This is a genomic window from Aliiglaciecola lipolytica E3, assembly GCF_000314975.1.
GTDB classification, from domain to species: domain Bacteria; phylum Pseudomonadota; class Gammaproteobacteria; order Enterobacterales; family Alteromonadaceae; genus Aliiglaciecola; species Aliiglaciecola lipolytica.
This window is the reverse complement of record NZ_BAEN01000049.1, coordinates 155120-169380: the sequence shown is the minus strand read 5'-3', so window position 1 is coordinate 169380 and position 14261 is coordinate 155120. Positions and strand designations below refer to the sequence as shown.

Annotated in this window: 14 protein-coding genes; 12 read left to right on the top strand and 2 right to left on the bottom strand. The window is 41.0% G+C overall.

Annotation, left to right across the window (positions count from 1 at the left end):
• Window positions 1–7: 7 nt before the first annotated feature.
• Window positions 8–1318 carry an acetyl-CoA C-acyltransferase FadI gene (gene fadI / locus GLIP_RS12775; protein WP_008845059.1) on the bottom strand — a complete coding sequence of 437 codons (1311 nt, stop codon included), beginning with the start codon at window positions 1316–1318 and terminating at the stop codon, window positions 8–10.
• 243 nt (window positions 1319–1561) lie between these two features.
• Between fadI and GLIP_RS12770 the strand changes: the two genes are divergently transcribed.
• From GLIP_RS12770 to GLIP_RS12730, 9 genes are all read left to right on the top strand, one after another.
• Window positions 1562–2518, top strand: coding sequence for an AAA family ATPase (locus GLIP_RS12770; RefSeq protein ID WP_008845058.1), 957 nt, complete (start codon window positions 1562–1564; stop codon window positions 2516–2518).
• Window positions 2519–2527: 9 nt separating this feature from the next.
• The gene (locus tag GLIP_RS12765; RefSeq protein ID WP_008845057.1) at window positions 2528–3475 is read left to right on the top strand and encodes a DUF58 domain-containing protein; all 948 of its coding nucleotides are present in this window, start codon (window positions 2528–2530) and stop codon (window positions 3473–3475) included.
• Window positions 3472–3978, top strand: a complete 507-nt coding sequence (locus GLIP_RS21470; RefSeq protein ID WP_008845056.1) for a DUF4381 domain-containing protein — start codon at window positions 3472–3474, stop codon at window positions 3976–3978. The genes GLIP_RS12765 and GLIP_RS21470 overlap by 4 nt, the downstream gene beginning before the upstream one ends.
• On the top strand, window positions 3971–4975 hold the full coding sequence (locus GLIP_RS12755) for a vWA domain-containing protein (RefSeq protein ID WP_008845055.1): 1005 nt from the start codon (window positions 3971–3973) through the stop codon (window positions 4973–4975). Before GLIP_RS21470 ends, GLIP_RS12755 begins: the two co-directional genes overlap by 8 nt.
• Window positions 4972–6843 carry a vWA domain-containing protein gene (locus GLIP_RS12750; RefSeq protein WP_008845054.1) on the top strand — a complete coding sequence of 624 codons (1872 nt, stop codon included), beginning with the start codon at window positions 4972–4974 and terminating at the stop codon, window positions 6841–6843. The genes GLIP_RS12755 and GLIP_RS12750 overlap by 4 nt, the downstream gene beginning before the upstream one ends.
• Window positions 6843–8585, top strand: coding sequence for a BatD family protein (locus GLIP_RS12745; protein ID WP_040522822.1), 1743 nt, complete (start codon window positions 6843–6845; stop codon window positions 8583–8585). The genes GLIP_RS12750 and GLIP_RS12745 overlap by 1 nt, the downstream gene beginning before the upstream one ends.
• 18 nt (window positions 8586–8603) lie before the next feature.
• The gene (locus GLIP_RS12740) at window positions 8604–10454 is read left to right on the top strand and encodes a DUF885 domain-containing protein (RefSeq protein WP_008845052.1); all 1851 of its coding nucleotides are present in this window, start codon (window positions 8604–8606) and stop codon (window positions 10452–10454) included.
• A 164-nt stretch (window positions 10455–10618) separates the two neighbouring features.
• Window positions 10619–11176: a sigma-70 family RNA polymerase sigma factor gene (locus tag GLIP_RS12735; RefSeq protein ID WP_008845051.1), complete on the top strand. Its 558-nt coding sequence runs from the start codon at window positions 10619–10621 to the stop codon at window positions 11174–11176.
• Window positions 11169–11882, top strand: a complete 714-nt coding sequence (locus tag GLIP_RS12730) for a DUF3379 family protein (protein ID WP_008845050.1) — start codon at window positions 11169–11171, stop codon at window positions 11880–11882. Before GLIP_RS12735 ends, GLIP_RS12730 begins: the two co-directional genes overlap by 8 nt.
• 50 nt (window positions 11883–11932) lie before the next feature.
• On the opposite strand, the gene GLIP_RS12725 is transcribed toward GLIP_RS12730, so the two are convergent.
• On the bottom strand, window positions 11933–12439 hold the full coding sequence (locus GLIP_RS12725; RefSeq protein WP_008845049.1) for a DUF3087 domain-containing protein: 507 nt from the start codon (window positions 12437–12439) through the stop codon (window positions 11933–11935).
• A gap of 163 nt (window positions 12440–12602) precedes the next feature.
• Between GLIP_RS12725 and GLIP_RS12720 the strand changes: the two genes are divergently transcribed.
• Genes GLIP_RS12720 through GLIP_RS12710 form a run of 3 tightly spaced genes read left to right on the top strand, consistent with a single transcriptional unit; the run spans window position 12603 to window position 14241 of the window.
• Window positions 12603–13121: a protein tyrosine phosphatase family protein gene (locus tag GLIP_RS12720; RefSeq protein ID WP_008845047.1), complete on the top strand. Its 519-nt coding sequence runs from the start codon at window positions 12603–12605 to the stop codon at window positions 13119–13121.
• 22 nt (window positions 13122–13143) lie between these two features.
• Entirely contained in the window at window positions 13144–13338 is a 195-nt protein-coding gene (locus GLIP_RS12715) for a YwbE family protein (RefSeq protein WP_008845046.1), read from the top strand.
• Between the two features lie 45 nt (window positions 13339–13383).
• A complete protein-coding gene (locus GLIP_RS12710; RefSeq protein ID WP_008845045.1) occupies window positions 13384–14241 on the top strand; it encodes a PA4780 family RIO1-like protein kinase in 858 nt (285 codons plus the stop codon).
• The last annotated feature ends 20 nt before the right edge of the window (window positions 14242–14261 follow it).

Here is a 14261-nt window from a genome sequence, read left to right as displayed (position 1 = left end):
ATTCCCCTTACTCAGTTTCAACGATCATAGCAGCACCAAGACCGCCAGCAGCACAGGCTGTCACTAGACCTGTCCCTCCGCCTTTGCGATTCAAGTCATTTAGCATTTGCGTAATCATACGTGTCCCCGTGGCCGCAAATGGATGTCCATATGCGATTGAGCTACCCATTTGATTAAACTTATCCATATCAATTTCGCCTGTAGCTTTACTTCGGCCCAATTTTTCTTGCGCAAATTTATCGCTGGCAAACATTTTTATATTTGCCAATGTTTGCGCAGCAAATGCTTCGTGCATTTCGATTAAAGTAAGATCGCTCAGTGACATGCCAGCTCTATCTAACGCGATAGGCGTTGCGTAAGAGGGACCCATTAACATATCTTCCCACACATCAATGGCGGCAAATGCATAACTGCGAATATAACCAAGTGGCGTATACCCAAGCTCTTTCGCACGGCTTTCTGTCATCATAACAATTGCAGAAGCGCCATCAGTAAGCGGTGTGGCATTGGCTGCGGTAACAGTACCGTGCTTTTTATCAAAAACCGGACGAGGTTTTGCGTAGCCCGCTAAAGTTGAGTCAAATCGAACGTTATTATCTTTTTCCAACGCACCTTTATAAGGTTCTGCATAGGCTGTCATAACTTCATTAGCCAAGTGCCCTTCGTTCCAGCTTTTTGCGGCTAATGTATGCGAACGGTGAGCGAGTTCGTCTTGTTCTTGACGCGATATATTGTGGGTCTTAGCCATTTGTTCAGCCGTTTGCCCCATTGATAATCCAGTAGAATATTCGGCAACAGCAGGCGGAACCGGCAATAGATCTTTAAATCTTAATTTTTTGAAAACGTTCCACTTCTGTCCAAGGGTTTTCGTTTTCTGTAAATCTGTCAATGCGCGAGCTAAAGGTTTAGACACGCCAATCGGCGAAACCGACGTAGAGTCAGCGCCACCGGCAATTCCGACGGCTATATTTCCAGCCATCATTGATTCGGCAATATTCACTGTGGCTTGAAAACTAGTTGCACAAGCTCTGGAAACTGAATAAGCATCAGTATGTACGTTCATGCCAGTGCCTAACACGATTTCGCGAGCGATGTTTGGCGCTTCAGGCATCTGCACAACCTGCCCATACACTAATTGCTCAACTAAATTTGGATCTAAGTTGTTGCGCGTAATCATCTCGTTAACAACTAACTTACCCAAATCGACCGCTGGAACGCCGTGAAAATACGTCGCCATTTTTGCAAAAGGTGTTCGTAAACCCGCCACGATAGCTATTCTATCGCCGTTGCGGGTAGTAACTGATTGTTTTGCTGACATTGTTTGTCCTCGTATTTTAGCTCGTCAGAGTGGTCTGACCTGTAATGTTATGCTTTGATTGTACAGACTGTTAGGCAAAATTCAAATTCTAGTTAACAAATTAACTTTTCGCATACATTCATAACGAATTAGCAATTTGTAACATTGTATTTCTAAAAGGGAACCTTATATAAAAGAATGTGTCACTATGTAACCCCGCTAATCACTGATAAACACCTTTAATATCGCAGTTAGGACAAATTAATGGCAGTTGAACAATTTAAACGATTACAAGCGTATTTAGACTCGCAGGTAATTGGACAAAACAACCTAACCCACAACATTATGATTGCGCTTTTAGCAAATGGTCATTTACTTGTTGAAGGGCCTCCAGGATTGGCTAAAACACGTGCTGTCAATGCGTTAGCGCAAGGTATTGAAGGCGACTTTCACCGCGTTCAATTTACCCCAGACTTATTACCGGCCGATTTAACCGGCACCGATATTTATCGCCCAGAAACCGGTGAGTTTGTATTTCAACGTGGTCCCCTTTTTCATAACTTAGTGTTAGCAGATGAAATCAACAGAGCACCGGCAAAAGTGCAATCGGCTTTACTAGAAGCCATGGCCGAAAAACAAATAACGGTAGGTAATAAGACTTATCCGTTGTCCGAGCTATTTTTAGTAATGGCTACTCAAAACCCGATTGAACAAGAAGGGACTTACCCATTACCCGAGGCACAACTTGACCGTTTCTTAATGCACCTGGAAATTGATTATCCAGGCGCAGAAACTGAATTGAAAATATTGCGCTTAACCCGCGATGAAGCGATCAATAGTCAACAGGTCAATGCCGACATCATGACTCAAGCTGATATTTTTGCTGCTCGCAAAGAAGTCTTGCAAATTCATTTAGCTGAATCGCTGGAAAATTATCTTGTGGAATTGATTATTGCCACGCGAACGCCTGAAAAATATGACCCACAACTCGCCAACTGGATTGAATTTGGTGCAAGTCCACGTGCGACCATTGCGCTAGACAAATGTGCCAGAGCACATGCTTGGTTAATGGGACGGGATTTTGTAGGACCAGACAATATACGTGCTGTTTTCCATAATGTTTTACGACATAGAATTTTATTGAGTTATGAAGCTGAGGCTGAAGGCGTTGATGCGAATCAACTGCTGGATCGTATTTTAACGCTTGTTCCCGTTCCATAGACTGATTGTATGCAAGATGTAACTAAGTGGTTGAATCGGTTAAGCGCAGACGGTGTTGCGTTAAACATTAAGCAGCTATTGTATTATCAGAAAAAAACAAGCCTGTTAAATTTAGCACCGCGCAAAACCATTCAGTCTAAATTGGCTGGAAGCTATTTGGCAAAGACCAAAGGGCGTGGCATGGAATTCGATGAAGCGCGGCACTATCAACCGGGCGATGATATCAGGGCAATCGATTGGCGCGTGACTGCGCGTTCAGGTAAAACCCATACCAAGCTGTATCGTGAAGAAAAAGAACGCCCTATTTTTATTCTGGCAGACCTATCGCCTAATATGCATTTTGGTACGCAGCTATTGTACAAATCCGTACAAGCGGCTCATCTGGCATCGTTGATTGCTTGGTCTGCTAAGAACCGGGGGGATAGAATTGGCGGATTGGTATTTAACCAACATCAACACCGAGAATTTAAGCCTTTAACACGTCAAAAAGCGGTTTTAGGTTTTTTGCATGGACTTATAGAAGTACATCAGCCTAACGATTTGTATCCAGGCAATTTTCAGTTTTCCGACGCTTGTGCACGCCTTAGAAGGTTAGTTCACCCAGGGAGTTTAGTTTTTGTCTTGAGCGATTTTCAGCATTTAAATGAAGCGGCTAAGCAACATTTAAGCAGAATATCTAGACACAGCGAAGTGATCGCCTACTCCATCACAGATCCGTTTGAGCATGAGTTACCTAAAGTCAGCGGTTTTCAAGCGGTTGAGGTAACCGACGGATTTGAACAGCAAACCTTAATGTTAGGTGAAAAAACAGTGTCACAACAATATCGACATTCCCATCAACACCAATTTGCGCAAATCTCGCGCACCTTACAACAATGTAAAGCGCAAATTTTACAGGTTAGCGCCGCAACCCCGTTAGAACAACAATTGGTAGAACAAAGACGAGGAATAGCGTGAATCCGTTAGATCAATTAGCCGATATTCAACTCCCACAAGAAGTCAGTATGTGGCCGCTGGCATGGGGATGGTGGGTTTCCGCTTTAATGGTGGTGATAGCCATTGCCAGTATTATCTATTTTGTGCGTAGTTACATATTAAAACGTAAAGCTAAAAAAGCCGCTTTGCTTGCGTTAAGTAAACTCGACCTTAATCACCCTAAAGCAGCGTCGCAAATTAACATCGTACTAAAACGCGCTGCATTAAGTTATTTCGAACAAGAACACGTTGCCGCTTTACATGGAAGTCAATGGTGTGACTTTCTGACTAGTCAATTACCTAAAAAGCAGCAACAAAGCTACCAGCAAAAAATACGACAATTTACTGAAAGTTTATATCAAGAAAATCAAACAAATAACGCCGAAGCTAATATGCAATTAGCTAAGCTGTGGATTAAATCAGCCCTACCCCCACGCAATGTAAGTACACAGCATGTAACTGAAGTGGAGGCTGAGAATGTTTGAGTTTGCCTGGTGGTGGGTTTTATTTTTCTTGCCGCTTCCACTCTTTGTTTTATTAATACCTAAAAAAGAACGTCAACAAGGCGCCGCGTTACGTGTACCTGCACTCACAGCCAATATGCACAAAAGTGTGAAAAAAAACCGTCCAAGCCGTCTCAACCTTGTGTTGGCTATACTGGCGTGGATTGCATTGGTGATTGCAGCTGCGCGTCCTCAATGGTTAGGTGAGCCGGTAAATATTCCTTCAGAGGGCCGTGATCTTATGCTTGCAGTAGATTTATCAGGCAGCATGAATCAAGAAGATATGATCGTAAACGGTCGGAGAGTAAACCGCTTAATCATGATAAAAAGTGTGTTAAGTGATTTTATAGAAAGACGCGTTGGCGACAGATTGGGATTAATCTTGTTTGCAGATACCGCTTATTTGCAAGCTCCCCTCACTTACGACAGAAAAACCGTTGAACAATTATTGTTAGAGAGTCAAATTGGCCTTGTAGGAGAACAAACTGCCATAGGCGATGCAATTGGTCTTTCAATAAAACGTTTTGCCAGTAGAGAAGAATCAAATAAGGTGATTATTTTATTAACTGATGGGCAAAACACAGCAGGAAATATTACGCCTGCGCAAGCAAATGAGTTAGCTGTGAACAATGAAGTTACCGTTTATACCATTGGTGTAGGTGCAGACTCGATGATCACCCAAGGCTTTTTTGGTCAACGACAAACTAATCCATCTAGAGACTTAGATGAAAACATGCTGACCGAACTTGCTGAGTCAACCGGTGGACAATACTTCAGAGCTAAAGACACCCAATCATTACAACAGATCTATACGATTCTAGATGCTTTAGAGCCTATCGAAAGAGAAAGCCGACAAATGCGTCCGTTACAGGCTTTGTTTTATTTTCCGTTGGCAATAGCCCTTATTGCTAGTTTATTGATTGCTATCAACAGCTCGTTATCTTGGTTTAGGTTGCGTTTATCAGGGAGGTCAAAATGATAAATCTAGATACCTTTCATTTTCTTCGACCTGAATGGTTTTTTGCGCTTATTCCGCTGCTGTTGTTACTGATATTGCTGATGAATATTCATCGACGTCAATCAGGATGGCAGAGTGTGGTGGCAAGTCACTTATATCAACACCTCATTTCTGATCAAGGTAGTCGCAAACGCAGACCGCCATTAAGTTTAGTCGCGATAGGTTGGATTATTGCGGTGACAGCATTAGCAGGCCCCACATGGGAGCGACTTCCCCAACCTGTTTTTCAGCTTAACGCCGGAAAAGCGGTGGTAATCGATATGTCAATGTCGATGCGTGCAACGGATGTAACACCAGATAGATTAACCAGAGCGAAATATAAAGCCATTGATTTGATTAATGAAATTTCAGAAGGTGACGTAGGGCTAGTGGCCTACGCAGGAGATGCATTTACTATTAGTCCGTTAAGCTCTGATGCACAAAATTTAACTGCCTTACTGCCCAGTTTATCCCCAGAAATAATGCCGGTATCCGGCAGTGAACCTTATTTAGGGCTCAAAACAGCCGCAGAATTGTTACAAAATGCAGGATTTTTTGAAGGCGAAATTTTCTGGATCACCGATGGTGTTGAAGTGTCGCAGCTAGCTGAATTAAATACCTTTATCGAAAATCTTCCTTATCGGATTTCAATTTTAGGTGTAGGAACACCAGAAGGAGCACCAATTCAGTTACTCGATGGGGATTTCTTAAAAGATAACCGTGGCGCGATCGTGATACCGAAAATGGATCCACAAATGTTATCCGGATTAGCGCGGAAAAGCGGTGGCAGATTCTATGCAATTTCAGCTGACGATAGTGATATCACTTATCTTACCGGACAACAATTGATTAATAGAGAAACAAACAGCAACAAAGATAACAGCGAACAATTTGGTGATGAATGGCAAGAAGCTGGTCCTTATTTATTGCTACTATTGTTACCGATAGCTGCCTTAGCATTTCGTCGAGGCTATTTAGCCATGTTTGTAGTAGTCGTGTTTACAAGTTCGATGGTGCCGCAACCAGCGCTGGCTGCGGGCTGGCAAGACTGGTTCAAAAATAGCGATCAAAAAGGGTTAGACGCGCTTAATAAACAACAATATGAACAGGCGGCGTCACATTTCGAATCCCCCATGTGGAAAGGCTCTGCACTGTATAAACAAGGAAATTATCAGGCTGCTTTAGACGCATTCTCACAAGTGCCAGGGGCACAATCTTTATATAATCAGGGGAATGCCTTAGCGCAATTAGGTGAACTAGATAAGGCCATTCAAGCCTATGAACAAGCATTAGAACTGCAACCTGACCACGCTGAAGCGCTGAAAAACAAACAAATAATAGAACAAATGAAACAGCAACAAGAGCAACAACAAGATCAAAATCAAGATCAAGAACAACAAGACGGTGAGAACCAAGAACAAGAATCCGAAGATTCGCAGTCAAACCAACAAAATTCTCAAGATCAAAACTCACAACAACAGAGTGATCCATCGCAACAAAATCAGGACCAAGAACAACAAAATAACGAGCAAAATGAGCAGGATCAGCAGCAACAACAAAATAATCCAGAACAAAACGAGGAAACTGAACAAAATCAAGAGCAGCAAGAACAACAGCAACAGTCACAAGAACAAGAACAGCAACAAGAGCAGCAACAACAAGCTGTTGAGCAAATGCAACAAACAGACGAGCCAATGACTGACGAACAACGAGAAGAAATGCAACGAATGCAAAATCTACTTAACCGAGTTCCAGATGACCCATCATATTTGCTAAAACGTAAAATGCTCTTGGAGAATCAACAAAGACGTCGTCAACGCACACCAACTCAATCAAGTAGGAATTGGTAATGTTATTTAAATTTATAAAATTCAGACCACTACCATTTATGTTATTGCTGATAAGCAGTTTAAGTATGTTTAATGCGAGTGCACAAATAGACAGTGTCACAGCAAGTGTCGATAAAAATCCGGCGATGGCTGATGAATCTATCGTCTTGACCGTAGTCGCTTTTGGTAGTGCAAAAGGTGACGAATTTAACCCATCTGAGTTGGAAGAAAATTTTGTTGTCGGTCGCACGTCAGTCAGTACTCAAACGAGAGTTGTTAATTTTGACACTACCCGTTCAACTACTTGGACCACAATACTTATTCCACGTAAACAAGGTACGTTTCAGATTCCTGCATTTACTGTAGGAAATAAGTCAACCCAACCTATCACTGTACGTATCGTACCAGTATCGGCAGCAAGTCAGAGTAAAGCACGTGAAGCGTTTATCACTGCTGAAGTAGACAGCGGACAACCCTTTGTTCAGCAAATGGTTAAATATAAAGTGAAAATACACCTAGCGACCAATCTGCAACGAGGCAGTATGGCCGAACCTTCGCTAGAAAATGCCGATATCAGTTTAATCGGTAAGGATAAGGATTATTCTGAAATTGTTGATGGTCAACGCTACCGAATTATAGAAAGAAATTACGCGATCATTCCGCAATCGAGTGGACAAGTCACAATAAAAGGGCCGTTATTTGAAGCTGAAGTGATCGACCGTAGTCAAAATAGTTTTAGCTATTTTAACCAAACTAGACCGATAAACCGAGTTGCGCCAGACATCGTTTTGGACGTACAACCGATTCCTGCCAATTACAGTGAGCATTGGTTGCCTAGCGAATTTGTGCAATTAAATGAAGAATGGCAACCTGAACTATCAGAAATGAAAGTTGGGGAACCTATTACGCGCACGTTAACTTTGTCAGTTCTTGGGGTTTCACAGCAACAATTGCCGGAAATCGCGGGCCAATATCCCCCTGATTTTAAAGTTTATCCTGATCAACCTACAACGACGTCAGTAACACGAGATGATAATGTGATCGCGCAGCGAGTGGAGAACATTGCCATTATTCCTAATCGGGCAGGACAATTTGTACTCCCGCCCGTAAAAGTGGCGTGGTTCAATACCAAAACAAAAACAACCGAATATGCCGAATTACCTGCTCGCAGTGTTGAAGTTGCTGCAGCAGCACCTGGTAGTCAAAGCAATCCGGCTCCGATTATTCCGAATCCAATTCAAGAAACAGAGAACCCGACTAATATACAAAGCGACACGAGTGGACAAATAGCACCTACAATTAAAACCATAGAGGTACCATCATTTTGGAGCTTAAGTAGTTGGATTTTACTCGCTTTATGGTTAGTTACTTTGTTGGTTTGGTTAATCACGAGTAAAATGAATCCCAAAGCAACGACAGACAAAGTAAGTGTCGACAGTTCAGAGTCTGAAAGTTGGAATTCGTTAAAAAAAGCATTAAGTAGCAATAAAGTAAATGACATCTACCCTGCACTTCTTAACTGGCAAGCATGCTTATCAGAAGAAGACAGCGTCAATTTACTAGATGAAAATGACATCGCAGATTCTGAACTTCAAGCCGAATTAAAATTGATGTTTGCCAGTCAATATGCACATGGTGACAAAAGTTGGAAAAGTGATACTCTGTTAGCGCTATTGATTCGTTTTAGACAAAAAATAATAAAAAATAAGAACAACCCACCATCGTTGCAGCCATTATATGCATCCCAAAGGGTTGCGCATTAACGTCAGGAATATTAAGACATGAAATCTTCTAAATTATTGGTTCCCCTAAGCGTTATAACGCTTACATTACTTGCTTGTTCAGAACCAACTAAACAAACTCAAAAAGACAGCCAATCTCAACTTCAAAAAAGTGAGCAATCTGCACAGCAAACAGAGTCGCAGAAACTGGCGACATTTTTCGCGGATATGTTTGAACAAGATCTTAAACGCTCCCCTTTGTCGCAAAGTTACTTAGGATACAAGTGGGATTATGACAAATGGGATGACATTTCTGACTCTGCAACTGACCAAGATATTGAAATTTCTCAGCAACGTTTGCAAACATTAGAAGCATTTGATCAAAGTCAGTTAAATCCACAAGAAAAAATCAGTCTGCAAATCGCCAAAGTTGATATTCAACGCAGGTTAGAAAACGACAAGTTCAGACATCACACTTACATTATGGATCAGTTCCGAGCTTATCATACGGTAGTACCTAGCTTTATGGTAAACATCCATAGAGTAGACAGTATTGAAGATGCGGAAGCGTATATTTCCCGTTTAGACAAAGTAGACGAACTTTTTGGACAAGTAATCGAGCAATTAAAAATAAGACAAGAATTAGGCGTTTTCCCGCCTAAATGGTCTTACGACCAAATGATCCAAGCGTCACAAAATGTTATCAGCGGTAACCCTTTTGTCGAATCGGGAGAAGATTCAACGATATGGCAGGATTTTCAAAGCAAACTTGAAAAGTTAGAAATTTCTAACGCTGAAATCAGTGGGCTGAAAAAACGAGCCAGAGACGCTCTGCAAGAATCAGTTTTACCAGCGTACCAAGCGTTGATCGCTGAGCTCGAAATACAACGTGAACTTTCACCTGAAGGAGATGGGGTTTGGCGTTTACCTGATGGTGATAAGTGGTATGACAATCGTTTAGCATGGTTTACCACGACTGATTTAACAGCTCAGGAAGTACATGACATAGGTTTAAAAGAAGTCGAGCGTATTCACGGTTTAATGCTTGAAATTATGGATAAAGTTAAATTTGAAGGCACATTACAAGAATTCTTCAAATTTATGCGCAATAGCGACCAGTTTTATTATCCCAATAATGATGAAGGCAGAAATCAATATCTTGCTGATGCTAAAGCTTTGATCGATGAAATGGAAAATAAAATTCCAGAGTATTTTGGTTTGACACCGAAAGCGGACATGATCGTAAAACGAGTCGAGCCGTTTAGAGAAAAGTCAGCGGGGAAAGCATTTTATCAAAGTCCCTCGAAAGATGGCTCGCGTCCCGGCAGTTATTACGCTAATTTGTATGATATGAAAGATATGCCAACTTACCAAATGGAAGCGTTGGCTTATCACGAAGGGATCCCTGGACACCATATGCAACGAGCCATCGCACAAGAACTAGATGGCATTCCTGAATTTCAAAAGTATGTATCTTTTACTGCTTATACTGAAGGATGGGGCTTATATTCAGAAGAATTAGCGAAAGATATGGGATTCTATGTAGACCCTTATTCAGATTTTGGTCGTTTAGCCATGGAGCTTTGGCGAGCTTGTCGACTGGTTGTCGATACTGGTATTCATGCTAAAAAATGGAGTCGTGAAGAGGCGATCGAATATTTAGTTGTTAACACACCCAATCCGGAAGGTGATTCCGTAAAAGCAATAGAGCGTTACATTGCCATGCCTGGCCAAGCCACTGCTTACATGATTGGAAAACTCAAAATTATGGAACTACGTGATTTTGCAAAACAGTCACTTGGTGACAAGTTTGATATTCGCGGCTTTCATGATGAAGTATTAAAAGATGGACCAGTGCCCTTAAATATCTTACAAAGTAAAATTGAAAACTGGGTAGAAAGCCAGCGCTGATATTTCTATTCATTGTGCATAAATGCTAAAAAATCCGGCTCTCGCCGGATTTTTTAAACCACCAGCAAAGAACTTTCTAGTCTAAACTGTATGCCAATAGTAAAAATTTCTTAAAATAAATTCTGATATTAATCATAAAGTTAATAAAAAAGGTTTAAGTACTTATGTTTTTTCGAAAGCGATCGGCCAATGACTCGGTCTCTGAGGATGTGATAGCAAAACAAAAACGATACGAAGCATTAGTTCATGACCTTCATGGCGATATATTTCGTTACGCATATTGGTTAGTTAAAGATAAAGCGATTGCTGAAGACATTGTTCAGGAGACTTTTCTGCGTGCTTGGAAATCACTGGACTCATTAAAAGATCAAAAAGCAGCTAAATCTTGGTTAATTACTATATTGCGCCGTGAAAACGCGCGTCGTTTTGAACGTAAACAATTTGACTTGGTGGATATGGACGACGTGTCGTTGGAAGATGATAGCTTATCAAACGAATTAGAAATTGAGTATCAAGAACTTAGGCAGCTAATGGCTGGGCTGAACGAAGAGTATCGAGAGCCACTCATTCTACAAGTCATGTTCGGATACAGTGGGGACGAAATTGCACAGCAATTGGATCTCAACAAAAATACAGTAATGACACGGTTATTCCGAGCTCGCAGTCAATTAAAAGACGCTTTGGAAAAATCAAATAACAGCAGAGGTTACCAAAATGGATGATTTACAATTCCGTCGTACCATTTACGCCAACCCAAATTGTGCTGATGAAGACGTTAAACAAGCCGCCGAAAAAGACAGTGCAAAACAAAAATTTTGGCGCGAAGTTAAAGAATTAGATGATGCAATTATCAAAGCCAGTAACATTAGGGTTCCTGAAAATCTAGCTGAGAAGTTAATTCTAAAACAGTCTATACAAAGCCAAAAAATTCAACGTCGTAAAACTCGAATTCACTTGGCTAGCGCAGCATCTATCGCGTTTATTGTGGGGTTGAGTTTTAGTCTATTCCAACAGCCAGCTAAAATTGATTTAGGTGAACATGCCATTGCCCATGTAACACAAGAGGCAAATGGTTATGCGTTAAATGTTAATGGCGACTTTTCATTGGAAAATGTTAATTTTCAATTAGCAAACTTGGGCGCAGAGTTTACCCAAGATATTGGCCGAATTTATTATGCTAATTTTTGTAATTTTCAGAATATCAGAAGCTTTCATATGGTATTGGAGTCAGAAAATGGCGACAAAGTAACAGTATTTGTTGTTCCTCATTCCAATGATATGCGAACTGTGCGCAGTTTTACCGGAAGTAATTTGGCCGGCAAAATGTTTAAGAGCCAACAAACTGACATAATCATAGTAGGAGAACAGGTAAACTCTGTGGATAAAGTGAAAGATAAATTACTAAAAACCATGCAGTTTAGCGCATAGTTTTAACTTGGCTCAGTAACAATTTTTAATGCCTAAAATCCGCATTTGATTTAAAACTGAGCCAAGACTTCTTCTTTAAAATCTTTTGAATTTAGTTCTACATTAAATTGCTTAGCTAAACTATCAAGTTCAGCTTGTTGAATCGCAAGTTCATCCATGGTGATGGTATTGTCATCAAGTTGCCAAAGTTGCCGTGAGCCGGCATAGCAAAAATGAATAGTTTGCAATGCATCAATATTGCCCTCGTTTGCAGCAGCTTTTAGCTTTGGCATTTTTCGATTGATTCTATTCAATGTTTGTTTCAGTTCCCACACATAAACAACTTCGGTCATAGCCTGATGAGTTCGGTATTTGTTCAGTACCCAACCGATACAAATACAGGTCAAAACAACACCAAGCAGATTCCAGAAAAAATGACTTCCACTTTCATTGGGAAACAGCATAATCAGCAATTGCGAAATACTCAAACTACCGACGACTAATACAATTATACAGGCCACAATAACCCGATTTAGGCATTTGCGATAACGCGCTTTATTTATTTCTTCAAGTTGCATAAATTCCTAATACAGTCGTTCTCAATTTAGTATCTGCAAGTGTAACTAAGTTGCTCAGTGTTAAAAAGATAACTTTATGCAGGTTATTTTGAGAATAAGCGAGTAAGCACATATACTGTCTGCCAGATATTAAATTTCCAAATAGTCGCAAGGATAGCAACATATGCCTAAAATGCTTTTTTCTATCGTCGCTTTGATAACGCTTATCACAACCGCACAAGCGTCAGATCATGGGTTAAATACGCCTTTACCTGGACTAAAAAATTATCAGGTGAACAATTCCAAAATGGTAAGTTCGGGGCTGCCAACCAAAAATCACTTTGAAAAGCTAAAGTCACTGGGAGTGAATAAAGTGGTTGATTTGATCCCAGGAGATAGAAGTGAGCAACGAAGTTTAATGAATTCAATGCAACTGACCTACCATAACATTGCTGTAGAATGGGAAAATCCCACGCTAGAGAATTTTCAGGATTACGTTGCAATCATGCAACAATATGAACAAAGTGACGGTGTAATTTTAACCCACTGTCGTCTAAATTGGCGCGGTGCGGTTTTCACGTATTTATATCAGATAACCCATCTCAAGACGCCAGAAGAAAAAGCAAAGCAAGAAATGCTAGCAATTTGGCAACCAAATGAAACGTGGCAGCGCTTTATAGACGATGTATTAGCCCAATACTAAATTAAATATGAAGGAAATTATTGTGGACGGAACTGCGCGTGCAAACATTAAAATTGGTACAAAAGTATCAATCGTACTCAAACAGGATCAGCGAAGCGGTAATCTTACCCAAGGTGTGGTCAAAGATATACTTACCAACTCACCTAAACACCCCCATGGCATTAAAGTACGCTTGGAAGATGGTCAAGTCGGCCGAGTAAAAGAAATTCATTCATGAAAACAAGTTATTTAAAAAAACGTCTAAGTACTGTATAAACGCGCCATGAAAATTCCAAAGCGTTTGCAACCTTTAGTCGATGACGGCCTAATTGACGAAGTACTTTACCAATTGATGAGTGGTAAAGAGGCCACGGTGTTTGTGGTTAAAAGCCAAGGTGAAATACGCTGCGCAAAAGTATATAAAGAAGCCATGAAGCGAAGTTTTAAAAAAGCTGCGCAATATCAAGAAGGCCGCAAAGTCAAAAATAGCCGTCGTGCAAGAGCGATGGAGAAAGGTTCTAATTTTGGCCGAAAGCAATTAGAAGATGCATGGCAAAATGCAGAAGTAGACGCACTTTTTACACTTTCTAAAGCTGGCGTTAGAGTACCTCAACCTTATGGATGTTATGACGGTGTGCTTCTGATGGAGCTGGTGACTAACGAAACCGGTGAAGTCGCCCCTCGTTTAAATGACGTTTCCATGTCTAAAGAACAAGCTCTCGAAGACCACGCTCAGGTCATGTTGTATGTGATGTTAATGTTATGCGCTGGGATTGTGCACGGGGATTTATCTGAATTTAATGTACTGGTTGATGATTACGGCCCTGTCATTATCGATTTACCCCAAGCAGTTAACGCTGCGGCCAACAATAATGCGTTTAAAATGTTGCAACGAGATGTGCGCAATATGACGGACTATTACGCCGAGTTTGCGCCTGAATTAAACAATACTCATTATGCAGAAGAAATGTGGGCTTTATTTGAGGCCGGCGAACTTACACCAGACTCCATTTTGACGGGTCATTTCGAGTTTGATGACAGTGTCGCAAACGTAGATACCGTGCTTGAAGAAATTAAAGCAGCATTTGCTGAAGAAGAAGAACGTCTTGCACGAATTCGCGCCGCTGAAAGTGGTGAATAGTCCCCTTCTATTTGATGCAC